A 23,363-nucleotide genomic window follows, 5' to 3' on the forward strand; every position below is an offset into this window, starting at 1 on the left:
GCTAGACCTTGCGGATCACGGTGACGACCTTGCCGAGCACGGTCGCGTCGTTGCCCGGTATCGGATCGAACGCCGGGTTGTGCGGCATCAGCCACACCTGACCGCCCGCGCGCTTGAACGTCTTCACGGTGGCCTCGCCGTCGATCATGGCGGCGACGATGTCACCGTTGTCGGCGACGTGCTGCTGGCGCACCACCACCCAGTCGCCGTCGCAGATCGCGGCCTCGACCATCGAGTCGCCAACCACCTTGAGCAGGAACAGCGTGCCCTCGCCGACCAGCTCACGGGGCAGCGGGAAGACGTCCTCGACGGCCTCCTCGGCGAGGATCGGCCCACCGGCCGCGATACGCCCGAGCACCGGGACGTAACTGGGTTCGGGCAGCGCGTCCGAGCCGGCGACGTCGGTGACGGGCGCCGCCTCGGCGGTCTCCTCGCTGCCGCGCACGTCCACGGCCCGCGGCCGGTTCGGGTCGCGGCGCAGGTAGCCCTTGCGCTCCAGGGTGCGCAGCTGGTGCGCCACCGACGACGTCGACGTCAGGCCGACGGCGTCGCCGATTTCCCTGATGCTCGGCGGGTAGCCGCGGCTGGTGACCGACTCGCGGATGACGTTCAGGATGGTGCGCTGCCGTTCGGTCAGCGATGAATCAACGGATGAGCCGATCGAGGGAGTGTCGTTGCTGTCGCTCATGCACCGAATGTAGCGGGAGGGCGGCCAAGAATCAAACATGTGTTCGACTGGCGTGTCGCCGGGGGTCGAAAGACCCTTAGACCCGGGGCGTCAAGACCCTATAGCTGCTGAATCACATGCGTGTAACTTTCGCGGGGAATGGGTACCTGTGCTGCATGTCAGAGGTCGCGCATCCGAATTTGTCGGTGGCGCGGTCTAGCGTTTTGCTTGCTCGACACGCTTCGCTCAAATGTTCGGACATCGAACACACGAGCGATATAGTCGAACACACGAGCGAGAACAACCTGACCGGAGGAACGCAAGATGACAATCACCTACACCGTCTCGCCGCGTACCAGCAGCGTTCGGCGCCCGGTCAACGGACCGGTGCCGGCGCTTCGTCCCGGCCGGGACGGCCTGACCCGTTCCCGCCGCCCCGGCCCGGCGAGGCCGGCGGGCGCGCCGCTGCGCTACCACGGCACCGGCGTCGCGATGTCGGTCGCCCCGCACCGCCGGCGTCCCGTCACGTTGGCGACGACGCTGGGGCTGGCGCTGGTCGCCGGGGTCATCACGCTGTGGCTGGGCCTGGTCGCCAACTTCGGGCAGGCGGTCAACGGCGACTCCACGGGAGCGGGCGCCGCGGTGCCCGATCGGTTGGCCGTCGTGCGGGTTGAGCCCGGCGAGTCGCTGCAGGACGTCGCTCACCGGGTGGCGCCCGACGCGCCGGCCCGCCAGGTCGCCGATCGCATTCGCGAGCTCAACGACCTGAACTCGCCCGCGCTGGCCGCCGGGCAGACGCTGATCGCGCCGATCGGCTGAGCCCGCGAAGCGGGTACGCTCGGAGTGTTCTGCGGGCCCGCAGGTGAGCACGGCGAAGGAGCGGTCATGCACTGTCCGTTCTGCCGCCATCCGGATTCCCGGGTGATCGACTCGCGGGAAACCGATGAAGGCCAGGCGATCCGGCGCCGCCGGTCGTGCCCCGAGTGCGGGCGGCGCTTCACCACCGTCGAGACGGCGGTGTTGGCGGTGGTCAAACGCAGCGGCGTCACCGAGCCCTTCAGCAGGGAGAAGGTGGTCAGCGGCGTCCGGCGGGCCTGCCAGGGCCGCCAGGTCGACGACGACGCGCTGAATCTGCTTGCCCAGCAAGTGGAAGACACGGTGCGCGCCGCCGGGCCCGAGGTGCCCAGCCACGAGGTCGGCCTGGCCATCCTCGGCCCGCTGCGCGACCTCGACGAGGTGGCTTACCTGCGGTTCGCCTCGGTGTACCGGTCGTTTTCGTCCGCCGAGGACTTCGAGCGCGAGATCGAGGCGCTGCGCGCGCACCGCAACGCGTCGACCGATCCGGAGCCGGCCACTCGCTAGGCTGGCGGTCATGCCGCCTGACTTGCATCCCGATCTGGAGGCGCTGGCACCGCTGCTGGGGAGATGGGCCGGCCGCGGCTCAGGCTTCTACCCGACGATCCAGCCGTTCGAGTATGTCGAGGAAGTCGTCTTCGCCCACGTCGGCAAGCCGTTCCTGACCTACTCGCAAAAGACCAAGGCGGTGGCCGACGGCCGGCCCTTGCACGGCGAAACGGGATATTTCCGCGTGCCCCGCCCGGGCGCCATCGAGCTGATCGTCGCCCACCCGAACGGCATCACCGAGATCGAGACCGGCACGTACACGCTGACCGGCGGCCGCATCGACGTGGAGCTGTCCAGCACCGCGATCGGGCTGGCCCCGAGCGCCAAAGAGGTGACCGCCCTGGGCCGTTCGCTGCACATCGACGGCGACGAGCTGTCCTACACGCTGCGCATGGGTGGCGTGGGACAACCCCTGCAGGATCACCTGGTGGCCGTGCTGCACCGCCAGCCCTGAACTCAATCGACCTGTCGGACACCGTCGTTGACGACGCGCCCGGCCACCCCGACCCAGCCCTCCGCGTTCCACGCGGTTTCGATGACCGAGCCCTTGCCCTGGATGATGCGCAGGTCGCGGCTGAGGTAGTCGGTCAGCCGCATCGCCGCCGAGCCGGTCGCCTCGTCCTCCGGCACGCCGAGGTTCGCGAAGAACCCGCGCGCGCGCAAAGCCCCGGCGGCTTGATCGACCCACGCCCACAGGTAGTGCGCGGCGTCGTCCGGAAAGTCCGCGGGGTCGGCGGCGAGAACGTCGTCGGCCGAATCGAATTCGTGGATGGCCACTTCCGGCGCCCATTCCGAGCGGGCGCTGACGCCGGTAACATCGTCCCGGTAGCTCACCTGCACGAGCCCGGCCGGCACCTGGAGCGTCTTGATCGGCCAACCGCCCTCGTGCAGCCACCACGCCGCGCCGACGGTCGGGTGCCCGGCGAACGGCAGCTCGGCGCGCGGCGTGAAGATCCGCATGTGCGCGGTGGCCGAGCCGGCGGCCGGGAGATCGATGAATACCGTTTCGGCGTAGCCCAATTGGGTCGCCAGCCGCTGCCGGTCCGCCGGTGCCACCCGTGCGGCGTCGACCACTCCGAGCCGGTTACCGAAATTCCCGTCCGAGTCGGTGAAGACGCGCAACACCGTCACGTCGATGCCCATGTCCCGACTGTACGGCCCGGGTCAAAGGGATTATCAGGTGGCGCTGCGCTCGTCGGAGCCCATGGCGTTCAGGACGGCGACGCGGGTGTCGGCCGGGCCGGTGACCGTGTTCGCGCCGCCCCCGGTGCGGAGCAACTGGCGAAGGGCGCCTTGATCGTATTGGGAAGGCTCGGTGGTGTCGATGAAGCGCTCGACGACATCGATGAAGCGCGCCGGGTCGTCGTGGAACGGGAAGTGGCCCGAGCCCTCGAAGATCTCGAGCCGGGAGCCGGGCATCGCCGCGTGCGCCATCCAGGCGTGCCGGACTGGGACCACCACATCCTTGGTGCCCCAGACGATCTGCACCGGGATGGCCTCGGTCAAATAACATCGATCCAGCATCGTCACTATCTGCCCGCGCCAGTCCACCACCGCCCGCAGGGTGCGGCTGAACGCCGCCGAGGCCGTCGGCTCCGGCAGGTCGTCGAGGATGCGCAGCACGTTGGGCAGGTCGTGGCCCAGCGCGGTCGACCCGATCGCCAGCCCTGCCAGCTTCCCCGCCAGCTGAACCGCCGGCAGCACGAGGGGCAACCGCAGCAGCGCCAGCGCCTCGCTGCCCATCGGCAACGACGCCAGCCGGAAGACGACGTTGACATCCTTGGTGACACCGCCCGCGGCGACCAGGATCAGCCGGTCGACCAAATGCGGGAACTGGTAGGCGAATTGCATGGCCACCCCGCCGCCCAGCGAATGGCCGATGATCGTCACCCGCTCGATGTCGAGCACGGACAGCAGGTCGCGCATCCCGTTCGCGTACGCGGCCGCCGAGTAGTCGGCGCGCGGTTTGTCGGATTTGCCGTGACCCAGCAGGTCGGGGGCGATGACCGTGAATCGCTGTGCGAGCTTGGCCTGCACCGTGTTCCAGGTGGTGGAGTTGTCGCCGATGCCGTGGAGCAGCAAGATCGCCGGCCCGGAACCGGCGATCCGGTAGGCCCGCTTGTAGCCGTGGATGGTGCGGAACTCGAGCGTGGGCGCGGTGACTTCACGCACTGGGCGAAGGTTGCTCTTGCGCTTCCGCTCGGTCATCTCCGCCAACCTTGGTGTCGGCCCGGGCTATGGGCGTTTCGAAACCTCACGCCTGGTCGTCGTCGTTCTTCTTCTCCGCCTGCTGGGCAAGGAATCGCTCGAACTCTGCGCCAAGCTCGTCGCCGCTGGGGAGATCCTCGTCGTGGGTTAGTAACGATCTGTTCTCCTGAGCGTCGATGAACGCATCGTACTGGCGCTCGAGCGCGGCCACCACTTGAGCCACCTCCGCGCTCGCCTGCACCTGCTCGTCGATCTTGGCGCGAATCTCCGCCGCGGCCTCGGTCAGCGCCGACAGCGGAAGCTCCAGCGATCCGCTCTTGGCCACCTGCTCGAGCAGCGCCTGCGCGGCGGCCGGATAGTCGGTCTGCGTCAGGTAGTGCGGGACGTGCACGGTGAAGCCGACGACCTCGTGCCCGTGTTGGGCCATCCGGTATTCCAGCAGGTTGGACGCGCTGCCGGGGACCTGGATCTCCGAGATCCACGGCTGGAAATCGGCGATCAGTTCCTTGTCGTTGGAATGCGCCGTCATCGTGATCGGCCGCGTGTGCGGGACCGCCATCGGGACGGTGCCCAGGCCGATCGTGCGCCGCACGCCCAGCCGGTCGGCCAGCAGGCGCACCGCGGTGATGAAACGCTCCCACTTCAGGTCCGGTTCCATGCCGGCCAGCAGCAGAAACGGGGTGCCGACGCTGTCGCGCAGGGCGTACAGGCTCAGCTCCGGGTCGTCGTAGTTGGTGAAGTGATCGGTCTTGAACGTCATCAGCGGCCGCCGCGAGCGGTAATCCAGCAATTCGTCGATCGCGAACGACGCGACCAGCTCGGTGTCCAGCGCGGCCTTCAGGTGGGTGGCGGCCAGCCGTATCGCGTGGCCGGCGTCGGAGAAACCCTCCAAGGCGTGCACCAAAACCGGGCCACGGCCGTCGGCCGCCGACAACTGGGGCGCCGGGAATTCCAGCTCGTACATGCCGGACTGTCCAGGCTGGTCGTACTTGTCGCCGTGGTTTTGATCGTGGGCCATCGGGTTCCTCCTTTCGGGGGCTTTTCCAGCATGCCTGACCAGTGTCCCCCGAATCGGCGGGCACCAACAATGCAACAGCTAACACCCTGCAGTCTTCACCCCGGAAACTCGCCAACCCGTGAACCGGATCCGCATGTCGGCCAGCAAACACGGCGGCGCGCGGGGAAGGGATGTGGTCTGCTCGACACCCCGTGGTCAGGCATGATGGACACGAAATGCGCATACGGACGCTGTTGCTGTGCTCGGGGGTCGGCCTGCTGACGTTGTTGACGTCGTGCACCCGGCCGGCCGAGCCTGCGGCGCGCCCGGTCGTGTCCGTTCCGGTGGCCACCGGGCCGCTCGTCCAGCGGCTCAGCCAGCCCCAGCAGAAGGCGGTCGCTGGTCCGGTGGACCCGGACCGGCGGGTCGGCGCGATCTTCATCAACGACGGCCCCCTGCACGTCTGCACGGGTTCCGTAATCCATTCGGCCACCGGCAATCTGATGATCACCGCGGCGCACTGCCTGGCCGGTGCCGCCAAGATGACCTTCGTTCCCGGCCTCGCCGGTGACGCCGCGCCCGCTCCCACCGATGTGTGGAAGGCCGACGCCGTCTACCTCGACCCGCGCTGGATCGCCGGCAAGGATCCGCACGCGGACTACGCGATCGCACGGGTCAGCAACGACGCCGGCGCCTCGGTCGAGTCGTACGTCGGGCTGGCGCTGACGCTGGGCGTCGCGCCGCCTCCCGGCAGCCATGTCACCGTGCTCGGGTACGCGGCCGGGGTGGGCGGCTCGCCGATCGGCTGCCAGGCCAGCACGTCGGTCAACGACACCGGCTTTCCGTCGTTGGCGTGCGAGGGGCTGGTGGACGGCACCAGCGGCGCGCCGTGGGTGAGCGGCACCACGCTCACCGGCCTGATCGGCGGTTTCGAGCGCGGCGGGTGCGCGGCGAACGTGTCGTACTCGGCGCCGTTCGACGCCCAAACCGCGCAATTGCTGGCCCGCGCCGAGGCCGGCGGCCCCGGCGACCGGGTGCCGGGCGACCTCGACGACAGCTGTTAGATCAGCGGCGGAACTGGGACAGCGCCCGCATCTTGTTGGTCACGTCCAGCGCGGCCACCTTGTAGGCCTCCGAGAACGTCGGATAGTTGAACACCGCGTCGACCAGGTAGTCGACCGTTCCGCCGCAGCCCATCACGGCCTGGCCGATGTGCACCATCTCGGTGGCGCTGGTCCCGAAGATGTGCACCCCGAGCAGCTTGCGGTCGTCGGTCGACACCAGCAGCTTGAGCATGCCGTACGAGTCGCCGGCGATCTGGCCGCGGGCCAGCTCCTTGTACCGCGCCACCCCCACCTCGTAGGGGATCGAGTTCTTGGTCAGCTCCACCTCGGTGGCCCCGACGTAGGAGATCTCGGGGATCGAGTAGATGCCGATGGGCTGCAGGTCGGTGATGCCGTCGCAGGCTTCCCCGAACGCGTGGTAGGCGGCCAGCCGGCCCTGTTCCATCGAGGTCGCGGCCAGGGCGGGGAATCCGATGACGTCGCCCACGGCGTAGATGTGCTCGACCTTGGTCCGGAACTTGTCGTCGACCCAGATCCGGCCCCGCCCCTCGACTTCGAGGCCCGCGTTTTGCAGGTCCAGGTGATCGGTCTGGCCCTGGCGCCCGGCGGAGTACATGACGGTCTCGGCGGGAATCTGCTTGCCGCTGGCCAGCGTGGTGACCGTGCCCGCGGCCCCGACGTCGACGGCGGTGACTTCCTCGCCGAACCGGAACGTCACCGCCAGGTCGCGCAGGTGGAATTTGAGCGCCTCGACCACCTCGGGGTCGCAGAAGTCCAGCATGTCGTCGCGCTTTTCGACGACCGTGACCTTGGTGCCCAGGGCGGCGAACATGGACGCGTACTCGATGCCGATCACGCCGGCGCCGACGACGACCATCGAGCCCGGCAGCGTCTTGAGATCGAGGATCCCGTCGGAGTCGAGCACCCGGTCCTCGTCGAACTCGACGCCGGACGGCCGCGCCGGCCGGGTGCCGGTGGCGATGACGATGTATTCGCCGCTGACAGTGGTCATCTCGCGGCGGCCCGGGTCCTCCACGACGACGGTGTGCGGGTCGACGAAGCGGCCGTGACCGACCAGCAGGTCGATCCGGTTGCGCATCAACTGGTTGCGCACCACGTCGACTTCCTTGCCGATCACGTGCTGCGTGCGCGCCAGCAGGTCGGCCGGGGTGATCCGGTCCTTGACGCGGTAGCTGGCCCCGTAGAGCTCGCGCTGGTTCATCCCGGTGAGGTAAAGCACCGCCTCGCGCAACGTCTTTGACGGGATCGTGCCCGTGTTGACGCAGACACCGCCCAGCATTCGGCCGCGTTCGATGATGGCGACCGATTTGCCTAGCTTGGCCGAGGCGATGGCGGCCTTCTGGCCGCCCGGTCCCGAACCGATGACGACGATGTCGTACTCCTGCATCGAACCCATGGCATAGACGATAAGGCCCACAGTCCAGACTTTCTCCACAGACGAGCGGCGCGATCCCGTTGCGCGGGCACGGTGTGACGGTGCCGGCGGTCAGCGTTGGTGCCCATGACGACGCATCAACCTGATTTCAAGCTCAATCGCCCCGGAGCGCTGATCGCCGCGCTACCGGCCGTTCTCGGCTTCGTTCCGGAGAATTCATTGGTCCTGGTGTCCCTGGAACAGGGCGAACTGGGATCGGTGATGCGGGTCGATCTCGCTCAGCATCTCGTCGAGCGCGTCGGGCACCTGGCCGAGGTCGCCGGCGCGGCGCGGCCGGAGGCGGCGATCGCGGTGATCGTCGACGCCGACGGCGCGCATTGTCCGAGCTGCAACGAGGAATACCGGCTGTTGTGCGCGGAGCTCGCAGAGGCGTTGGCACAGCGGGGGATTCAGTTGTGGGCCGCGCACGTGGTGGATCGGGTGGCCCGCGGCGGGCGCTGGCATTGCGTGGACGGCTGCGGCGCCGGCGGCGCGGTCGACGACCCATCGGCGTCGCCGTTGGCCGCGGCGGCGGTGCTGGACGGCCGGCGACTCTACGCCCGGCGCGCCGACCTGCAGGCCGTCATCGTGCCCGACGCGGCGCGCAGCGCCGGGTTGGCCGACGCGGTCCGGCGACAGGCGGCCAAGCGGGAGGCGGCGCAGCGCGACGATCCCGTGGCCTGTGCCCGCCGTGACGTGCGCCGCGCCATGGCGGTCGCGCGGCGCGTCGCCGCCGGCGAGATGCCGTCGCGCGCCCAGCTCGCGGCGTTGGGCTGCGCGCTGAGCGATGTGCAGGTGCGCGACACGCTGTATGCCCTGGCGGTCGGCGAGCGGGCTGACGAGGCCGAGTCGCTGTGGGCGCTGCTGGCCCGCTGCCTGCCGCCGCCCTGGCGCGTCGAGGCGCTGGTGCTGCTCGCGTTCAGCGCGTACGTCCGCGGCGACGGCCCGCTCGCCGGTGTGTCGCTGGAGGCCGCGCTGCGTTGCGACCCCGGCCACCGGATGGCGGGCATGCTGGATCAGGCGTTGCAGTCCGGGATGAAGCCGGGCGACATCCGGGACCTGGCGGCCACCGGCTACCGGCTGGCCAAGCAGCTGGGCGTGCGGCTGCCGCCGCGACGGGCGTTCGGGCGCCGGGCGGGCTAGTGGCGGGTCACCACCATCGGGCTAGGCGCTCAGACCTTCTCGACTTTGACGGCGTGCGCCATCTCGTGCGGCAGGGTGACGTTCTCGTGGCCCGGGATGAGGATGGTGACCCCGCCGCCGGACGGGCTGGTCTCGACGGTGACGCGTGCGTTGGGAACCACGCCGGCGTCCTTGAGGCGGGTGATCAGATCGATGTCGCCCTGGACGTGTTCGGTGAGTTGCCGGACGACCACCGCCACCGGCGATCCGGCGGGCAGCTCGGTCAACCGGACGAGACTGACCCCGTCGGCGCCGGAGTCGGGTCCCACGCCGAGGTCCAGCAGGCCCGGAATCGGGTTGCCGAACGGGGAGGTGGTCGGGTTGTTGAGCACCTTCACCAGCCGCCGTTCGACCTCCTCGCTCATCACGTGCTCCCAGCGGCACGCCTCGGCGTGCACCTCTTCCCAGGGGACGCCGATGACGTCGACGAGCAATCGTTCGGCGAGGCGGTGCTTGCGCATCACGGCGATGGCCAGCGCCCGGCCCTTGTCGGTGAGTTCCAGGTGGCGGTCGCCGGCGACGTGGAGCAATCCGTCGCGCTCCATGCGGGACACGGTCTGGCTGACGGTCGGACCGCTTTGTTCGAGGCGTTCGGCGATCCGGGCGCGCAGCGGCGTCACGCCCTCTTCCTCCAGGTCGTAGATGGTCCGCAGGTACATCTCGGTGGTATCAACCAGCTCGTTCATCCAGCACCCTCCATTGACGCTGAGTCTACTTGGCCAGCTGCACGAATGGGTCCAACGCCTCTTGCGGATGTCCCCGGCAAGCAGTATGCCCGCCGCTCGCGCGACGGGCATACCGGCTTGCTACTAGCTCTGGGGGTATCAGCTGGCGTACGACCGAAGCCGATCGGCGCGCTCGCCGTTGCGCAGCTTGGACATCACGTCACGCTCGATCTGGCGGACCCGCTCGCGGGACAGCCCGAACAGCTTGCCGATCTGATCCAGCGTGCGCGGCTGGCCGTCATCCAGGCCGAAGCGCAGCCGGATGACCTGGTGCTCGCGCTCGTCGAGAGTGGCCAGCACACTGCGGATGTCGGTGTGCAGCAGCTCGGCGATCACCGCGTTCTCCGCGGACATCGCCTCGGCGTCCTCGATGAAGTCGCCCAGCGGGGCCTCTTCCTCGGAGCCGACGGGCATGTCCAGGCTCACCGGGTCGCGGCTGTGCTCGAGCAGGTCGTTGATCTTCTCGACCGGGATGCCGGATTCGGCGGCGAGCTCCTCGTCGGTGGCCTCACGTCCCAGGTTCTGGTGCATCTCCCGCTTGATCCGCGCCAGCTTGTTGACCTGCTCGACGAGGTGGACCGGCAGCCGGATGGTGCGGCTCTGGTCGGCCATGCCGCGGGTGATGGCCTGGCGGATCCACCAGGTGGCGTAGGTGGAGAACTTGAATCCCTTTGTGTAGTCGAACTTCTCCATTGCGCGGATCAGACCCAGGTTGCCCTCCTGGATGAGGTCCAGCAGCGGCATCCCCCGACCCGTGTAGCGCTTGGCCAGCGAAACCACCAGGCGCAGGTTCGCTTCCAGCAGGTGGCGGCGCGCCGCCTGGCCATCGCGCGCGACGGCCTCGAGGTCCCGTTTGCGGTTCTCGCCAAGGCGCTTACGAGTCTCCAGCAGATGCTCGGCGTACAGGCCGGCCTCGATCCGCTTGGCCAGCTCGACCTCGCCCGCCGCGTTCAGCAGCGCCGTCTTACCGATGCCATTGAGATACACGCGCACCAGGTCCGCTGCGGGGCTTTGAGCATCCAGATCGCCGTCGATCCTGCTTGTGCTGGCGTTCGCCATAGCGACCTCCCGTTCGGCTTTGCACTGTCAAGAAGTCCAACGATGGATCCGCCCTGGGAGTTCCCGCCAAGTTGCGATCTCACACGCCTTGACGTGCACAGATGTACCGACGACCTGAGAATGTCCTGAGAAGTGCGCCGCGCGGACGCTTAGCCGGAACCGTCGCGGCGCGGTCGCCGCGGCTCGAGCGCGGGGTGCTCCGCCGTCGGGAACAGGGGAGTGCGCCGCCGCTCCTGCTCGAACCGCCTGGGCTCATCCTTGCGGCGCGGTGGCCGGTCGTTGGCGATCAGCACCGCCATCCACGGCAACGGCACCGAGGCCGCCACGATGAGCAGCGAGATCAATCCGTTGTGCCAGGCACCGTACGCGACCGCGGCCAGGATGAGCGCCGGAATCCGAAACGCCATCAGGGTCAGGTATTTCCGCACCCGGGCGCGATGCTCCTCCTCGTACGAGGGTGCGGCCGAGGTGATCAAGACGGGGCGGCTGGTGTCGTCGAAGCCGTCGAACCCTGGCTCTTCGCCGCGCTTCATATGTCCACTGTCCCACAACCAACCGATTCCGGTACCGGCGAGTCAGGGGGCACAATGTGAGGCATGCAGACCCAGACGATCGAACGCACCGAGACCGACGAACGCGTCGACGACGGGACCGGCAGCGATACCCCGAAGTACTTCCACTACGTCAAGAAGGACAAGATCGCCGAGAGCGCGGTCATGGGCAACCACGTGGTGGCCCTGTGCGGCGAGGTGTTTCCCGTCACGCGGGCGGCCAAGCCCGGCTCCCCGGTCTGCCCGGAGTGCAAGCGGATCTACGAGCACCTCAAGAAGGGCTGATCAGGCCGGCGGCTCGGCCGTCGCCACGTCGGGCGGCGTTACCGGCGCCGCGGGCAAATCGGTGATCCGCTTCGGTCCGGGCCGGCGCGTCAGCAGCCAGTTGCGCAGCCGATGGGCATGGGTCCTCGGCGCGGGAAACTCCTCCTGGATGGCGGCGTTGAGCTCGGCCCCGAGCATGATCGCGAAACCGCCGAAGAACGCGAACAGCAGAAACGCGATCGGCGTCGACAGCGCGCCGTACGTGTAGCCGGTGCTGGTGATCCACCTCAGGTAAAAGCGCAGGCCCAGCGTCGCGATCAGGAACACCGCCGTGGCCAGGATGGCGCCCAGCACCAGCCGATGACTCGGCAGCGGCACCGGCAGCGCCACCCGGTACAGCAGCATGATCCCGATCATCAGGCCCAGGATCAGCGCCGGGTAGTAGCCGTAGCGCAGGACGTTGGACAGGCCGACCGGGATGTGTTCGCTGACCTTGCGCGGTCCCACCACCATCACCGGTGCGGCCACGACCGCGAACACCAGCATCACCACGTAGAGGAACAGCGAGAAGAAGCGCTGCCGCACCGGGTGTCGCAGCGGGGTCTGGTCGTGGGCCTCCACCACGGCGTCGACGAACGACGAGATCGCCGACGATCCGGCCCACAGCGAGATCAAGAAACCGAGCGACACCACCTCGCCACGCGCGTTGGCGGTGATGTCGCGGATGGTGGGCTCGATGATCTCGTTGACGACGCTCGGCGAGAAGAAGCTGTGCGCGGTGGAGATGATGCTTTTCTCGATCGCGGACAGCGTGTCCTTCCCGAACAGCGGCGCGACGTAGGCCAGGCTGCCGAGCATTCCCAACAGCAGGGGCGGTGTGGAAAGCGCCGACCAGAATCCCGCCTGGGCCGACTCGGAGAAAATGGAGTCGTCCCAGCTTTTGGCCAGGGCTCTAAGGCTGATTTGCCAGACATGGTGGCGGGACGGCCGTGCGGCTTGGACGCTCATACCCGTCCAGCATTACCGATGACCGCCCGCGCAGCCCACATTGCCCAGGGGTGAGTTCGGCTGGACTAGCTTTCGCTGACCTCCAGCACGGCGTCCTGCTCGGTCAGCTTCGACTGGTGCTGGTTCGCGTGGTGCTGGCAGAAGAGAAGCTCAAGTCCTGAAGGCAGCTTGGCGCGGACTCGAGCAGCGGCACCGCAGCGGTCGCAGCGGTCCGCTCTGGTGAGCTCGGGACTGGTCAGAGTTGCATACATGGCTTCTCCGTTCTCGTTCATTCACTGTCTCAGACGTGTGGCGTTTTCGCCTTGTTCCCCGATCGTTGTCGGGTGTGTCGTTTCTCACGGGTTTTAAGCTGACCGACTGTGACCGTCCCCGCCGGCGTCCTGGTGCACCTGTGCGGGCGCGAGGAGTGGTCCCGTGCCCGCGATCGAGGTGGGATTTCGCCCGACGCGCCGGGTCCGGACGGGTCGGTGTTCATCCATCTGTCGGCGCCCGAGCAGGTGCATCTGCCGGCCAACCGGCTCTACCGCGGCCGCGACGACCTGGTCCTGCTGCAGATCGACCCGGCCCGGCTGGACTCGCCGGTGCGCTGGGAGCCCGGGGTGGCGACGGATCCGGAGTCCATGCTGTTCCCGCATCTGTACGGGCCGCTGCCGGTCCGGGCTGTGATCGCGGTCACCGCCTATCCGCCCGGGCCCGACGGCACCTTCGCGCCGGTCGCGCGGCCTGCGGGTTCGACGTAGGCGTCGGCCTCGATCTCCACCAGCAACTCGGGCGCGATCAGCGCCGAAACCTCAACCATGGTCGCCACCGGACGGATCTCGCCGAAGACCTGTGCGTGCACCGCCGCGACCTCACGCCAGCGCGATATGTCGGTCAGGTAGACGCGGGTGCGCACCACGTCGGTGAGCGCGGCGCCCGCCTGCCGCAGCGCAATCTCGATGCGCCGCAGAGCGTCTCGGGCCTGGGCGGCGATGTCACCGGCCGGTCCGGCGCCGGTCGTTCCGGCCACCGCCACGTGCGGCCCGACGCGCACCGCGCGCGAATACCCGACCGCCGATTCGTAGTCGGAGCCGGACGACACGATTGTGCGGTTGGTTGGCATGCGGTCACGGTACGCGCGATTGGCGTGGCCGCCAAAGGCTTTACGCGCGCAACCGCCGGTGGTAGGAGTGCTGTGTGGGCAAAGCGGCCGCGGATGAGCGGCAGGGCTCGGTGACCCGGGTCAACATCGGCACGCCGAACGTCGGAATCCGCACGGCGCAAGGCGTTTTCGATGACCGCGCGTATTCCGCGGGCGCGACCGTGCACGGGTTAGGAGTGATCAGATGACGCCCGGCATCTCGGAAGACGCGCTCGTCACGCAGGAGGCTCGCTTCGCGCGGGCGTTCGCCGCCCACGATCTGTCGTTGGCGCGGGACCTCTACCGGCCCGACGTGGTGTACGTGAGCCCGACGGTGCGCCTTTTCGACTGGCCCGAACGGATCGACGGCGTCGAGCGCACGCTCGAGTTCATCGCGCTGACCATTCGCGACTGCGCGGAAATCCATTACGAGGCAATCGATTACGCCATCACGCCAGGCGCGGACGCCGCGTTTGTGTTGGTGCGGTTCGACTGGACCGTGGGCGACGAACGGCTGCGCTCGACGTACGCGGTCCGCTACCGCTACCGCGACGGCCGGATAGCCCGCCAGGAGTTGTACTACGACCCCAGCGGTGCGCTGGAGCGAGTCCGTCCGAACCGCGACTAACCGGTGACGGCCGATATAGCATTCCGCCATGATGCGTGTCGCGATCGTGGGTGGGGGCGCCGCCGGTGTGCTCGCCGCGGTCCAGCTGCGCCGCAGTAAACCCGACGCGCAGATCACGCTGATCGACGCGTCGGGCCGACCCGGCACCGGCGCGGCGTACGGCACCGACGACCCGACCCACCTGCTGAACGTGCCCGCCCAGCGCATGTCCGCCTGGCCGGACGATCCCGATCACTTTTGCCGCTGGCTCGACGAGCGGGCCGTCACGCCGGTCGAGGGCTTCGCGCCGCGCCTCGCGTACGGCCGCTACCTGCGAGAACAGCTCGCGACCGCCGACGTGCGGATCGAGTTCGCCGAGGTTGTCGGGTTGGAGCCGGGCGCGCCCACGCACGTCAAGCTGAACGACGGGCGTTCGCTGCCCGCCGACGCCGTCGTGCTCGCGACCGGGCGGCCCGCGGGCGGCATGCCCGAGTCGCTGGAACGAGCCTTCGCCCCGGTGTTGGCCCTGGGCGCGGACTCGGCCGCCGACGGCAGGGTCGTGGTGGACCCGTGGGCGCCCGGCGCGCTCGCCGCCCTCGGTGCGCGCCGTCCCGCGAGCGTCTTGGTGGTCGGTTCGGGACTCACGGCCGTCGACGTCGCGCTGCACCTCATCGCGCGCGGCGCCGCCGTCACGCTGCTGTCGCGTCACGGGGCGCTCCCGCGGCGATTCCGCGACACGGGGCCGCCGACGGAAGTGCCGAACCTCGACGCGCTCGGCGCCGAGGTCTCGCTCGACGAGTTGCGCGCCGCGCTTTGGGCTGATCTCGCGCACGCGCGCGAAACCGGTTGCGACTGGCGGCAAGTGGTCGACGCGGTCCGGCCGCGCACGGTGCGGCTGTGGCGATCGTTGGGGTGGGAGGACCAACGCCGGTTCCTGCGTGAGGACTTGCGCGACTGGGAGGTCCTGCGCCATCGCATGCCGCCCACGATCGCCGCCGCGATCTACGCCGCGATCAACAACGGCCAACTGATCATCGACGCGGGCGACGTCGCCGACGTCTCGCTGCGCGGCGACGGTGTTGAACTGGTCGTGACGACAAGTTGGCGATCGGTGCGCCGCCGCGGTGACGCGGTCGTCGTCGCCACGGGCGCGGCGTGGGATCGGCGCGCCCTGCAACGCTCCCCGCTCTGGGCGAACCTGTTGGGCACCAACATCGCGTCGCCGCACCCGTCCGGCGTCGGAGTGCGCCTCGACCCCGACGGCCACCTCATCGACGGGGCCGGGGCGACGGTCCCGGGCATCGTGTGCCTGGGCTCGATCCGCCAGGGCGAGGAGTGGGAGACCACCGCGATCCCCGAAATCCGAGCCCAGGCGGCCGCCATCGCGCAGCTGCTCGCCGGCGACACCCGCGACCGTCCGGTCCGGGCGCCCCGTCTCATCAGGGCCGCGCCCCGATTGGTTGGCGCGCAGGCCTTGTACGCCGAGGGGGTGCGTCGCCTGCTCGCCGTCCAGGACGGCGCGTCGGCGGCCTTCGCCGCCGCGGTCGCCGAGGATCCTCGCCACGCGCGGGCGCACGTCGCCCTCGCGATGATCGCCACCGAACGGCCCGACCGCGCGGGCGGTCCCGACGCGGTCACCGGCCACCTCGCCCGGGCGCGCGCGGCGCTCGCCCACGGCAGCGACGAGGACCGCAGCCACGTCGAAGCCATCGCCACGTGGTGCGAGAAAGGCAATTCCGCGGGCACCGACGCGCTCATCGATCACCTCGACCGCGTGCCGGACGACGCGGTCGCGTTGCTCGTGCTGGCGCCGTCGATCGCGTTCGCGGGCGCCGGCGACGCGTTGCCCGACGCGTGGCACTACGTCGAGCGCTTCACCGGCGTGCACGGCGAGGCGCCGTGGTATCTCGGTCTGCGCGCCTACGGCCGGACGGAGCAGGGCCTCTGGTACGACGCGGCCGACCTGGCGGACGCCGCGCTCGAACTCGATCCGGGCAACGGCAACGCCGCGCACGCGCTGGCGCACGTGCACTACGAGACCGACGCGCACGGCGCCGGGTTGAAGTGGCTGACGGACTGGATCGCGGGCGAGGGTCGCACCCAGCGCTATGTCCCGCACTTTCAGTGGCACGCCGCGCTGCACGAGCTGGCGATGGGCGATGCGGCCGCCGCGGCGCGCCGGTACGCCGCGTTTCTCGCGCCGCCGCACTCCACGGACGTTCGTTGTCTCGTCGACGCCGGTTCGCTGGCGTGGCGCGCGCGCCTGCATCCGGACTGGGTTACCCCGCCCGACCCGATGGCGGTGCTCGCCGAGGCCGGCTCGCTCGCGTACTCGCCGCAGACGCCGTTCATCGCGTTTCACGCGCTGCTGGTGCTGGCCGCCGCGAACGACCCGGCCGCGATCCGCGCGATCGACGTTCCGGGCGCGACCGACGCGCAGGCAACGACCCTGCGCCTCATCGGCGAAGGCCTAATCGCCTTGACCGAGGGCGAGCCACGCGCCGCGCTCGACTATCTCCTGGAATCGCTGCCCGGGCTTCCGTCGATCGGGGGTAGCCGGGTGCAGCAAGAAGTGGTGCTCGAAACGGCGTTGGCCGCGATGCTCCAGCTCGGGGCGCCGGGTCAAGCGGCGCGCTTGTTGTCGCGGCATCGCGCCGCGCCCGGCCCGCCGGTGACCCGTGGTGCCGTGAACTGACCTGTTGCTCAGTCGAGGTAGTCGCGCAACACCTGGGAACGGCTGGGGTGGCGCAGTTTTGACATCGTCTTGGACTCGATCTGGCGGATGCGCTCGCGGGTCACGCCGTACACCTGCCCGATCTCGTCCAGGGTACGCGGCTGGCCGTCGGTGAGCCCGAAGCGCAGCCGTACTACGCCGGCTTCGCGCTCGGACAGCGTCTCCAGCACCGACTGCAGCTGATCCTGCAGCAGCGTGAACGACACCGCGTCGACGGCCACCACCGCCTCGCTGTCCTCGATGAAGTCGCCGAGCTGGCTGTCGCCCTCGTCGCCGATGGTCTGGTCCAGCGAAATCGGCTCGCGCGCGTATTGCTGGATCTCGAGCACCTTCTCGGGCGTGATGTCCATCTCCTTGGCCAGCTCTTCGGGCGTGGGCTCGCGGCCCAGGTCCTGAAGCAGCTCGCGCTGGATGCGGCCGAGCTTGTTGATCACCTCGACCATGTGGACCGGGATGCGGATGGTACGCGCCTGGTCGGCCATCGCCCGGGTGATCGCCTGGCGGATCCACCACGTCGCGTAGGTGGAAAACTTGTATCCCTTTGTGTAGTCGAACTTCTCGACCGCGCGGATGAGGCCCAGGTTGCCTTCCTGGATGAGGTCGAGGAACGCCATCCCGCGGCCCGTGTAGCGCTTGGCCAGCGACACCACCAGGCGCAGGTTCGCTTCCAGCAGATGGTTTTTCGCGCGGTCGCCGTCGCGGCAGATCCACATCATGTCGCGGCGCTGGGCGGCGGGTAGCTTGTCGCCGCGCTCGGCGTGCTCGGTCATCAGCTGCGTGGCGTACAGGCCGGCCTCGATCCGCTTCGCGAGCTCGACCTCTTCCTCCGCGTTGAGCAGCGCCACCTTGCCGATCTGCTTGAGGTAGGCGCGAACCGAGTCCGCGGAGGCGGTGAGTTCGGCGTCCTTGCGGGCCTGCCGCAGCGCCTCGGATTCGTCCTCGTCCCAGACGAAATCGCCGGAAGCCTTGTCCTTTTCGGAGGGCTCGGCGATCTCCTCCTCGGCGGGGGCGGCCTTGGTCTTCGCGGCGGGCGCGGCCGGGGCGTCCTCCTCGCCCTCCTCGGTGTCGTCCGCCTCGACGTCGGCGTCTTCGCCGTCGGCGGCTTCGTCGACCTCGAGGTCGTCGAGATTCAGGTCGATGTCCAGGTCCTCACCGGGCTCGACCTCGAGATCCGGCTCGGCGTCGAGATCCTCGACCTCCACCTGGGCGCCGTCGGTGTCGAGCTCGTCGGCATCCGGGGCGGCCTTGGACGCCGCCTTGGTGCCGCGGCCGGCCGGCGCCTTGGCGCCCTTGGCCGCGGAACGGGTTTTCTTCGGGGCCTCGGCGGCCGCTTCGGCCTCGTGGCCCCGGGTGGACTTGGTGGCCCCCGGCGCGGCCTTGGCGGCCCGTTTCGCCGGGGCGGCGGCGCCGTTGGCGGCCTTCGCCGGCGGTCGCTTGGCGGGGGACGACGGAGACTTCGTGGCGGTGCGTTTCACCGGCTCATCGGTCGCCGGGCTTGCCTTGGTCGCTGCCACTTACACCCCTTCGGTCGGACGCACTTTCGGTGGGTCTGGGCATGGTTAACCGAAAGTGTCTGCTATGTCGAATGTCGGCGTTGGAGATCAGCGTGAGTGCTTGCACGCTTTCAGTCGGGCGGTCGCCGAGCACCATTGTAACGACAGCGGGCGCTCCCACCGGCCTACCGGGCAAAATTCAGTGCGTCACGTCCGAGGTCGAGGCCATCGCCGCGCCCACGATGCCGGCGGTGTTTTGCAGGGCGGCGGCCACCACCGGGGTGCGATTTTGCAGCAGTGGCAGCCATTTGTCGGCCTTGCGGCTGATGCCGCCGCCCGCGATGAACAAATCCGGCCAGATCGCGTTCTCGATGGCCACCAGCACCCGTGTGACCTGCTGGGTCCACTTTTCGTAGCTCCAGCCGTTGCGCTCCTTGACCGACGACGCGGCCCGCTGCTCGGCCTCCTTGCCGCCCACCTCGAGGTGGCCGAACTCGGTGTTGGGAATCAGGATCCCGTTGTGGATGAGAGCCGACCCGATACCGGTCCCGAAGGTCAGCAACACGACCACCCCGGCTTTGTCCCGGCCCGCCCCGTAGTGCTGCTCGGCCAGCCCGGCGGCGTCGGCGTCGTTGAGGATCGTGACGTCCTGGCCGTTCAGTTCGGCGCTGATGATGTCCCGGGCGTTGGTGCCGATCCACGACTTGTCGACGTTGGCCGCCGTCTGGACGACGCCGTGGGTGACGACGCCGGGATAGGTCACCCCCAGGGGCCCGGTCCAGCCGAACCCGTTGACGACCTCGGCGATGGCCTTGGCGACCGCCGGCGGTGTCGCCGGTTGTGGGGTCAGCACCTTGATGCGTTCGCCGATCAGCAGCCCGGTGTCCATGTCGACGATGCCGCCCTTGATGCCGCTGCCGCCGACGTCGACGCCGAAGCCCCGGCGCTGCGGCTTGCCGGTGGCCGCGTCGGGTGGCGCGCCCGTGATCGAGTCGGTGCTGGTCATCGAAACTCCTCGGCGAGACTTGGCCTGTCCGATCACCTTAGCTCCACCGATACCCCGGCTGGGGGTCTGCGCGCGGCCGTGGCGTCTGTGATGCGATGGCTGGGTGACGCGAGGCAATGACGAGCGGGCCGAGCCCGGGCAGCTGCGTTCGGTGGCGGAAAAGTTGTCCGCCGAGGCCGCCGAGTTCGTGCGCCGCCGGCGCGCCGAGGTGTTCGGGCCGGCGGCGCCCGGCGGGTCCGGCGCGCGCAGCGACGCGGTGCGGTCGAAGACCACCCCGACCGATCCGGTGACCGTCGTCGACACCGAGACCGAGCGGCTGCTGCGGGACCGGTTGGCGCAGCTGCGGCCCGGCGACCCGATCCTCGGGGAGGAGGGCGGCGGGCCCGCGGATGCCGCGCCGCCCGACACGGTCACCTGGGTGCTCGATCCCATCGACGGCACAGTGAATTTCGTCTACGGCATCCCCGCCTACGCGGTGTCGGTGGGCGCGCAGATCGACGGCGTGTCGGTGGCGGGGGCGGTCGCCGACGTCGTCGCCGGGCGCGTCTACTCCGCGGCGACCGGCCTGGGCGCGCACGTCACCGACGGCGGCGAGACGCGCCCGCTGCGCTGCTCCGCCGTCGACGAGTTGTCGATGGCGTTGCTGGGCACCGGGTTTGGCTATTCGCGGCGGCGCCGGGCCAGCCAGGCGGCGCTACTTGCGCACATTTTGCCGGCAGTGCGCGACGTGCGCCGCATCGGTTCGGCGGCGCTGGATTTGTGCATGGTCGCGGCGGGCCGGCTGGACGCCTTCTACGAGCACGGGCTGCAGGTGTGGGACCGCGCGGCGGGCGCGCTGATCGCGGCCGAGGCGGGCGCCCGCGTCCTGGTGCCGGAGCCTAACGGCGCCGTGGGCGGCGAGGCACTGGTGGTGGCCGCCGCCCCCGGAATCGCCGACGAGCTGCTGGCCGCGCTGGAACGTTGCGGCGGCCTGGCGCCGCTGCCGGACTGAAGGGATCAGCAGCTGCTGGCGTGAATCTTTTGCAGCAGTGCGGGATCCGACGGCTCGGTGGCGCCCGGGCGCAGGCTGGCCAGCACCGCGTCGATGTTGTCGTTGTGGGCCAGCGCGCCGAACTCGGTGCCGAGGGACAGGTCGACGGAGTCGTCGGCGCGGTTGTCGTTGAACAGCTCGGCGCACGGCGCCACCAGCCACACCGCGGCCGCGCTCGCCTGTCCGGCGGTGCCGAAGCGGATCTGGCCCACGCAGTTCAGCCGGGTGCCGGCATAGAGGGGGTCGTTGGCGGCGGTCGGCTGGGCGAAGCCCAGGTCCTTCATCGCGCCGGCGACGTCACCGGCCTGGCCGCCGCGGCCGCTGGCGTTGAGGACGCGGACCTTGGTGTCGCCGAGCTTGGCCGGGTTGACGTCGGCCATGGCGCTGCGGGACACCTGCTCCCCGAGTTGGGGCGCCGCCGACCCGGGCGGCTGCGGCGGCGGGTTGCACACCACGGCCTCGTGCACCTTCGCCGGTCGCGTCAGCGCCACCGTCCACACCACGGCGGTGGCCACCACCAGCAGCGCCACGACGACGATGGCGGGCCGGGGGTTGCGGCGCCGAAAGGGCCGTCCATGCTTGTCAAAAGCGGTACCCTCGGTGATTTGCGCGACCACAGGGGAACTCTAACTGCACCGTTTAGGACTCAAGACAAGGGTCAATCCGGGGTTGTGACGTAAATCACACGTTAATGGCACGTGATACGGGCACGAATCGTTTGGTGGATGCGTTCGACGCTGGTACAAAGCGTTGCTTGAGGTACGAGAGGGCTGCGAGGGGACGAGACGATGCCTACCGACTATGACGCTCCGAGGCGCACCGAGACGGACGACGTTTCGGAAGACTCGCTGGAGGAGCTCAAAGCGCGACGGAACGAGGCGGCCTCGGCCGTGGTCGACGTCGACGAATCCGAATCCGCCGAATCTTTTGAGCTTCCCGGCGCCGACCTGTCCGGTGAGGAGCTGTCCGTACGCGTCATTCCGAAGCAGGCCGACGAGTTCACCTGCTCGAGCTGCTTTCTGGTTCAACACCGCAGCCGTCTCGCCAGCGAGAAGAACGGCGTGATGATCTGTACCGACTGCGCAGCCTGATCGGTCAGCTGCGCAATGCCGACAGCACCCGCTCCGGGTGACGGCAGCTCACCAGCCAGTACGGCGTCGGATCGTCTGGGTCATCGAGGACCACCAGAACCATCGGGCCGACCCATGCCCGGTGCAGCACGAAGGCCGCCGGATCGAGCTGCCGGCCGAGGGCTGCGGATTTCGCCGCGGGGGCGATCTGCGCGGAGCGGGCGATCACGGTGACCGGCAGGTGCGCCTCGCCGGCCCACAGTTCGACGCCGCCCGGGGCGGCGGGGTCCGCGGTGACACGGATCTCGACCCGGCCCAGCCACAGCAGGGTCCCGGCCGCGACCACGAACAGCGTTGCGTACGGCAGCCAGTCGGGCAGGGACCGAACCCCGAGGTTGACTTCGAACGCGATGAGCGCCGCCAGCCCGAACGCCAGTGGCCACCACCACCATGGCACCCAAAGTCGTTCGCGATATCGCACACTGTGCGGCGCGACGCGCGTGGCAGACACGCGGTCAAGGGTAGTCTGTGGCCCCGTGTCGACCAGTCTGGCCATCGTCCGCCTTGATCCCGAGCTTCCGCTGCCCAGCCGCGCCCACCACGGCGACGCCGGCGTCGATCTGTACAGCGCGGAAGACGTGAAGCTCGACCCCGGGCAGCGCGCGTTGGTGCGAACGGGCGTGGCCGTCGCCATTCCGTTCGGGATGGTGGGCTTGGTGCACCCGCGCTCCGGATTGGCTGCGCGGGTTGGGCTTTCGATCGTCAACAGCCCGGGTACCATCGACGCCGGCTATCGCGGCGAGGTCAAGGTCGCGCTGATCAATCTCGACCCTACCGAGCCGATCGTGGTGCACCGCGGCGACCGGATCGCCCAATTGCTGGTGCAGCGGGTCGAATTGGTCGAGCTGGTCGAGGTGTCGTCGTTCGACGAGGCCGGGCTGGCCGAAACATCCCGTGGCGACGGTGGCCACGGTTCCTCCGGCGGACATGCGAGTTTGTGATGGCACTTGGTAGATCAGGCAAAGGCGACAGCGACGACGCCCTTGAGACGGACGCCGCCGCGGATCCGGTCGACGACGAGTTCGAGGAAGAGCTCGAGGGCCCGTTCGACATCGACGACTTCGACGACCCCGCGGTCGCCGAGTTGGCCCGCCTCGACCTGGGCTCGGTGCTCATTCCCATGCCGGAGGCCGGCCAGCTGCAGGTCGAGCTGACCGAGACTGGGGTGCCCAGCGCGGTGTGGGTCGTCACGGCCAACGGCCGGTTCACGATCGCCGCCTACGCGGCCCCGAAGACCGGCGGGCTGTGGCGCGAGGTGGCCGGCGAGCTGGCCGAGTCGCTGCGCAAGGACTCGGCGAAGGTCAGCATCAAGGACGGCCCGTGGGGCCGGGAGGTGGTCGGCACCGCCTCGGGCGTGGTGCGCTTCATCGGGGTCGACGGCTACCGCTGGATGATCCGCTGCGTCGTCAACGGTTCGCACGAGACCATGGAAGCGCTGGAGCAAGAGGCGCGAACGGCGTTGGCGGACACCGTGGTTCGCCGCGGCGACACACCGCTGCCGGTGCGGACGCCGCTGCCCGTGCAGCTGCCCGAGCCGATGGCCGAACAGCTGCGGGCGGCCGCCGCCGCGCAGCAGCAGCAGGCCCAGGAGCAGCCGCAGCCCTCCGACGAACCGGCCGCGCGCCGCAGCGCCGAGGGCTCGGCGATGCAGCAGCTACGCACGACGACCGGCGGATAAG

Annotated in this window: 28 protein-coding genes and 1 pseudogene; 14 read left to right on the forward strand and 15 right to left on the reverse strand. The window is 69.5% G+C overall.

All coding sequences use genetic code 11. The features are described from left to right. Position 1: 1 nt before the first annotated feature. Positions 2-688 (reverse strand): transcriptional repressor LexA, encoded by a 687-nt coding sequence (gene lexA, locus AC5Y2S_RS06800; protein ID WP_499954880.1) that lies wholly within the window; start codon positions 686-688, stop codon positions 2-4. Between the two features lie 303 nt (positions 689-991). Between lexA and AC5Y2S_RS06805 the strand changes: the two genes are divergently transcribed. From AC5Y2S_RS06805 to AC5Y2S_RS06815, 3 genes are all read left to right on the forward strand, one after another. Continuing rightward, positions 992-1,486 carry a LysM peptidoglycan-binding domain-containing protein gene (locus AC5Y2S_RS06805; RefSeq protein WP_499954882.1) on the forward strand — a complete coding sequence of 165 codons (495 nt, stop codon included), beginning with the start codon at positions 992-994 and terminating at the stop codon, positions 1,484-1,486. A gap of 66 nt (positions 1,487-1,552) precedes the next feature. Continuing rightward, the gene (nrdR, locus tag AC5Y2S_RS06810; RefSeq protein WP_499954884.1) at positions 1,553-2,029 is read left to right on the forward strand and encodes a transcriptional regulator NrdR; all 477 of its coding nucleotides are present in this window, start codon (positions 1,553-1,555) and stop codon (positions 2,027-2,029) included. A gap of 10 nt (positions 2,030-2,039) precedes the next feature. Then, positions 2,040-2,525, forward strand: a complete 486-nt coding sequence (locus tag AC5Y2S_RS06815; RefSeq protein ID WP_499954886.1) for a peroxynitrite isomerase — start codon at positions 2,040-2,042, stop codon at positions 2,523-2,525. A gap of 2 nt (positions 2,526-2,527) precedes the next feature. On the opposite strand, the gene AC5Y2S_RS06820 is transcribed toward AC5Y2S_RS06815, so the two are convergent. The 3 genes from AC5Y2S_RS06820 to AC5Y2S_RS06830 are packed head-to-tail and all read right to left on the reverse strand — an operon-like array spanning position 2,528 to position 5,297. Continuing rightward, the gene (locus tag AC5Y2S_RS06820; protein ID WP_499954887.1) at positions 2,528-3,214 is read right to left on the reverse strand and encodes a PhzF family phenazine biosynthesis protein; all 687 of its coding nucleotides are present in this window, start codon (positions 3,212-3,214) and stop codon (positions 2,528-2,530) included. Positions 3,215-3,247: 33 nt separating this feature from the next. After that, complete coding sequence (locus AC5Y2S_RS06825) at positions 3,248-4,279, reverse strand: alpha/beta fold hydrolase (RefSeq protein WP_499954889.1); 1,032 nt, start codon at positions 4,277-4,279, stop codon at positions 3,248-3,250. Positions 4,280-4,325: 46 nt separating this feature from the next. Next, positions 4,326-5,297: a proteasome assembly chaperone family protein gene (locus tag AC5Y2S_RS06830; protein WP_499902437.1), complete on the reverse strand. Its 972-nt coding sequence runs from the start codon at positions 5,295-5,297 to the stop codon at positions 4,326-4,328. 215 nt (positions 5,298-5,512) lie between these two features. On the opposite strand from AC5Y2S_RS06830, the gene AC5Y2S_RS06835 reads away from it, so the two are divergent. Further along, positions 5,513-6,340 (forward strand): trypsin-like serine peptidase, encoded by an 828-nt coding sequence (locus tag AC5Y2S_RS06835; RefSeq protein WP_499954891.1) that lies wholly within the window; start codon positions 5,513-5,515, stop codon positions 6,338-6,340. A gap of 1 nt (position 6,341) precedes the next feature. On the opposite strand, the gene sthA is transcribed toward AC5Y2S_RS06835, so the two are convergent. Continuing rightward, entirely contained in the window at positions 6,342-7,748 is a 1,407-nt protein-coding gene (gene sthA, locus AC5Y2S_RS06840; RefSeq protein WP_499902634.1) for a Si-specific NAD(P)(+) transhydrogenase, read from the reverse strand. 114 nt (positions 7,749-7,862) lie between these two features. Between sthA and AC5Y2S_RS06845 the strand changes: the two genes are divergently transcribed. Further along, positions 7,863-8,918 carry a DUF4192 domain-containing protein gene (locus tag AC5Y2S_RS06845; RefSeq protein ID WP_499954893.1) on the forward strand — a complete coding sequence of 352 codons (1,056 nt, stop codon included), beginning with the start codon at positions 7,863-7,865 and terminating at the stop codon, positions 8,916-8,918. 29 nt (positions 8,919-8,947) lie between these two features. Here the strand turns inward: AC5Y2S_RS06845 and AC5Y2S_RS06850 are convergent, their stop codons facing one another. The 3 genes and pseudogenes from AC5Y2S_RS06850 to AC5Y2S_RS06860 form a co-directional block, all read right to left on the reverse strand. Beyond that, positions 8,948-9,643, reverse strand: coding sequence for an iron-dependent transcriptional repressor DtxR (locus AC5Y2S_RS06850; RefSeq protein ID WP_499902434.1), 696 nt, complete (start codon positions 9,641-9,643; stop codon positions 8,948-8,950). A gap of 138 nt (positions 9,644-9,781) precedes the next feature. Continuing rightward, positions 9,782-10,744: pseudogene (locus tag AC5Y2S_RS06855) on the reverse strand (sigma-70 family RNA polymerase sigma factor); the annotation flags it as partial. 146 nt (positions 10,745-10,890) lie between these two features. Beyond that, positions 10,891-11,292: a DUF3099 domain-containing protein gene (locus AC5Y2S_RS06860; RefSeq protein ID WP_499902433.1), complete on the reverse strand. Its 402-nt coding sequence runs from the start codon at positions 11,290-11,292 to the stop codon at positions 10,891-10,893. A 45-nt stretch (positions 11,293-11,337) separates the two neighbouring features. Here AC5Y2S_RS06860 and AC5Y2S_RS06865 point away from each other — a divergent pair, with 45 nt between their 5' ends. Then, entirely contained in the window at positions 11,338-11,577 is a 240-nt protein-coding gene (locus tag AC5Y2S_RS06865; RefSeq protein WP_066935025.1) for a DUF3039 domain-containing protein, read from the forward strand. Here AC5Y2S_RS06865 and AC5Y2S_RS06870 read toward each other — a convergent pair whose 3' ends face one another. Together AC5Y2S_RS06870 and AC5Y2S_RS06875 are read right to left on the reverse strand one after the other, a co-directional pair. Next, a complete protein-coding gene (locus tag AC5Y2S_RS06870; RefSeq protein ID WP_499954895.1) occupies positions 11,578-12,564 on the reverse strand; it encodes a YihY/virulence factor BrkB family protein in 987 nt (328 codons plus the stop codon). It abuts the gene before it with no gap. 65 nt (positions 12,565-12,629) lie between these two features. Next, positions 12,630-12,815 carry a DUF7455 domain-containing protein gene (locus AC5Y2S_RS06875; RefSeq protein WP_067156959.1) on the reverse strand — a complete coding sequence of 62 codons (186 nt, stop codon included), beginning with the start codon at positions 12,813-12,815 and terminating at the stop codon, positions 12,630-12,632. Between the two features lie 108 nt (positions 12,816-12,923). On the opposite strand from AC5Y2S_RS06875, the gene AC5Y2S_RS06880 reads away from it, so the two are divergent. Further along, on the forward strand, positions 12,924-13,304 hold the full coding sequence (locus tag AC5Y2S_RS06880) for a DUF952 domain-containing protein (protein ID WP_499954897.1): 381 nt from the start codon (positions 12,924-12,926) through the stop codon (positions 13,302-13,304). On the opposite strand, the gene AC5Y2S_RS06885 is transcribed toward AC5Y2S_RS06880, so the two are convergent. Then, entirely contained in the window at positions 13,244-13,666 is a 423-nt protein-coding gene (locus AC5Y2S_RS06885) for a RidA family protein (protein ID WP_499954899.1), read from the reverse strand. The two genes, AC5Y2S_RS06880 and AC5Y2S_RS06885, sit on opposite strands and share 61 nt — an antisense overlap. Before the next feature lie 74 nt (positions 13,667-13,740). Between AC5Y2S_RS06885 and AC5Y2S_RS06890 the strand changes: the two genes are divergently transcribed. The 3 genes from AC5Y2S_RS06890 to AC5Y2S_RS06900 are packed head-to-tail and all read left to right on the forward strand — an operon-like array spanning position 13,741 to position 16,986. After that, on the forward strand, positions 13,741-13,893 hold the full coding sequence (locus AC5Y2S_RS06890) for a hypothetical protein (protein WP_499954901.1): 153 nt from the start codon (positions 13,741-13,743) through the stop codon (positions 13,891-13,893). Then, the gene (locus tag AC5Y2S_RS06895) at positions 13,890-14,312 is read left to right on the forward strand and encodes a nuclear transport factor 2 family protein (protein WP_499954903.1); all 423 of its coding nucleotides are present in this window, start codon (positions 13,890-13,892) and stop codon (positions 14,310-14,312) included. The genes AC5Y2S_RS06890 and AC5Y2S_RS06895 overlap by 4 nt, the downstream gene beginning before the upstream one ends. Positions 14,313-14,340: 28 nt before the next feature. Then, entirely contained in the window at positions 14,341-16,986 is a 2,646-nt protein-coding gene (locus tag AC5Y2S_RS06900) for an FAD/NAD(P)-binding protein (RefSeq protein ID WP_499954905.1), read from the forward strand. 8 nt (positions 16,987-16,994) lie between these two features. Here AC5Y2S_RS06900 and AC5Y2S_RS06905 read toward each other — a convergent pair whose 3' ends face one another. Next, a complete protein-coding gene (locus AC5Y2S_RS06905) occupies positions 16,995-18,539 on the reverse strand; it encodes an RNA polymerase sigma factor (RefSeq protein WP_499954907.1) in 1,545 nt (514 codons plus the stop codon). Between the two features lie 178 nt (positions 18,540-18,717). After that, the gene (gene ppgK, locus AC5Y2S_RS06910) at positions 18,718-19,524 is read right to left on the reverse strand and encodes a polyphosphate--glucose phosphotransferase (protein ID WP_499902425.1); all 807 of its coding nucleotides are present in this window, start codon (positions 19,522-19,524) and stop codon (positions 18,718-18,720) included. 103 nt (positions 19,525-19,627) lie between these two features. Here ppgK and AC5Y2S_RS06915 point away from each other — a divergent pair, with 103 nt between their 5' ends. Next, positions 19,628-20,515, forward strand: a complete 888-nt coding sequence (locus AC5Y2S_RS06915) for an inositol monophosphatase family protein (protein ID WP_499954909.1) — start codon at positions 19,628-19,630, stop codon at positions 20,513-20,515. A gap of 5 nt (positions 20,516-20,520) precedes the next feature. On the opposite strand, the gene cei is transcribed toward AC5Y2S_RS06915, so the two are convergent. Continuing rightward, positions 20,521-21,171: an envelope integrity protein Cei gene (gene cei, locus AC5Y2S_RS06920; protein ID WP_499902423.1), complete on the reverse strand. Its 651-nt coding sequence runs from the start codon at positions 21,169-21,171 to the stop codon at positions 20,521-20,523. A gap of 171 nt (positions 21,172-21,342) precedes the next feature. Between cei and AC5Y2S_RS06925 the strand changes: the two genes are divergently transcribed. Continuing rightward, positions 21,343-21,645 (forward strand): DUF4193 domain-containing protein, encoded by a 303-nt coding sequence (locus AC5Y2S_RS06925; protein ID WP_003919098.1) that lies wholly within the window; start codon positions 21,343-21,345, stop codon positions 21,643-21,645. Between the two features lie 4 nt (positions 21,646-21,649). On the opposite strand, the gene AC5Y2S_RS06930 is transcribed toward AC5Y2S_RS06925, so the two are convergent. Beyond that, complete coding sequence (locus tag AC5Y2S_RS06930) at positions 21,650-22,135, reverse strand: DUF3093 domain-containing protein (protein ID WP_499954911.1); 486 nt, start codon at positions 22,133-22,135, stop codon at positions 21,650-21,652. Between the two features lie 25 nt (positions 22,136-22,160). Between AC5Y2S_RS06930 and dut the strand changes: the two genes are divergently transcribed. Both dut and AC5Y2S_RS06940 read left to right on the forward strand, forming a co-directional pair. Next, complete coding sequence (dut, locus tag AC5Y2S_RS06935; protein ID WP_499954913.1) at positions 22,161-22,625, forward strand: dUTP diphosphatase; 465 nt, start codon at positions 22,161-22,163, stop codon at positions 22,623-22,625. Further along, on the forward strand, positions 22,625-23,362 hold the full coding sequence (locus AC5Y2S_RS06940) for a DUF3710 domain-containing protein (protein WP_499954915.1): 738 nt from the start codon (positions 22,625-22,627) through the stop codon (positions 23,360-23,362). The genes dut and AC5Y2S_RS06940 overlap by 1 nt, the downstream gene beginning before the upstream one ends. The last annotated feature ends 1 nt before the right edge of the window (position 23,363 follow it).

It is taken from the genome of Mycobacterium sp. NGS69 (assembly GCF_059812165.1).

Bases quoted from the DNA above. Each gene is read 5' to 3' on its own strand.
- AC5Y2S_RS06835 (WP_499954891.1), top strand. From the start codon at position 5,513: ATGCGCATACGGACGCTGTTGCTGTGCTCGGGGGTCGGCCTGCTGACG.
- AC5Y2S_RS06900 (WP_499954905.1), top strand. From the start codon at position 14,341: ATGATGCGTGTCGCGATCGTGGGTGGGGGCGCCGCCGGTGTGCTCGCC.
- AC5Y2S_RS06825 (WP_499954889.1), bottom strand. From the start codon at position 4,279: ATGACCGAGCGGAAGCGCAAGAGCAACCTTCGCCCAGTGCGTGAAGTC.
- AC5Y2S_RS06885 (WP_499954899.1), bottom strand. From the start codon at position 13,666: ATGCCAACCAACCGCACAATCGTGTCGTCCGGCTCCGACTACGAATCG.
- AC5Y2S_RS06895 (WP_499954903.1), top strand. From the start codon at position 13,890: ATGACGCCCGGCATCTCGGAAGACGCGCTCGTCACGCAGGAGGCTCGC.
- AC5Y2S_RS06925 (WP_003919098.1), top strand. From the start codon at position 21,343: ATGCCTACCGACTATGACGCTCCGAGGCGCACCGAGACGGACGACGTT.
- AC5Y2S_RS06865 (WP_066935025.1), top strand. From the start codon at position 11,338: ATGCAGACCCAGACGATCGAACGCACCGAGACCGACGAACGCGTCGAC.
- AC5Y2S_RS06870 (WP_499954895.1), bottom strand. From the start codon at position 12,564: ATGAGCGTCCAAGCCGCACGGCCGTCCCGCCACCATGTCTGGCAAATC.
- nrdR (WP_499954884.1), top strand. From the start codon at position 1,553: ATGCACTGTCCGTTCTGCCGCCATCCGGATTCCCGGGTGATCGACTCG.
- AC5Y2S_RS06845 (WP_499954893.1), top strand. From the start codon at position 7,863: ATGACGACGCATCAACCTGATTTCAAGCTCAATCGCCCCGGAGCGCTG.
- AC5Y2S_RS06940 (WP_499954915.1), top strand. From the start codon at position 22,625: ATGGCACTTGGTAGATCAGGCAAAGGCGACAGCGACGACGCCCTTGAG.
- AC5Y2S_RS06875 (WP_067156959.1), bottom strand. From the start codon at position 12,815: ATGTATGCAACTCTGACCAGTCCCGAGCTCACCAGAGCGGACCGCTGC.
- AC5Y2S_RS06815 (WP_499954886.1), top strand. From the start codon at position 2,040: ATGCCGCCTGACTTGCATCCCGATCTGGAGGCGCTGGCACCGCTGCTG.
- AC5Y2S_RS06820 (WP_499954887.1), bottom strand. From the start codon at position 3,214: ATGGGCATCGACGTGACGGTGTTGCGCGTCTTCACCGACTCGGACGGG.
- ppgK (WP_499902425.1), bottom strand. From the start codon at position 19,524: ATGACCAGCACCGACTCGATCACGGGCGCGCCACCCGACGCGGCCACC.
- AC5Y2S_RS06850 (WP_499902434.1), bottom strand. From the start codon at position 9,643: ATGAACGAGCTGGTTGATACCACCGAGATGTACCTGCGGACCATCTAC.
- AC5Y2S_RS06805 (WP_499954882.1), top strand. From the start codon at position 992: ATGACAATCACCTACACCGTCTCGCCGCGTACCAGCAGCGTTCGGCGC.
- sthA (WP_499902634.1), bottom strand. From the start codon at position 7,748: ATGCAGGAGTACGACATCGTCGTCATCGGTTCGGGACCGGGCGGCCAG.
- lexA (WP_499954880.1), bottom strand. From the start codon at position 688: ATGAGCGACAGCAACGACACTCCCTCGATCGGCTCATCCGTTGATTCA.
- AC5Y2S_RS06830 (WP_499902437.1), bottom strand. From the start codon at position 5,297: ATGGCCCACGATCAAAACCACGGCGACAAGTACGACCAGCCTGGACAG.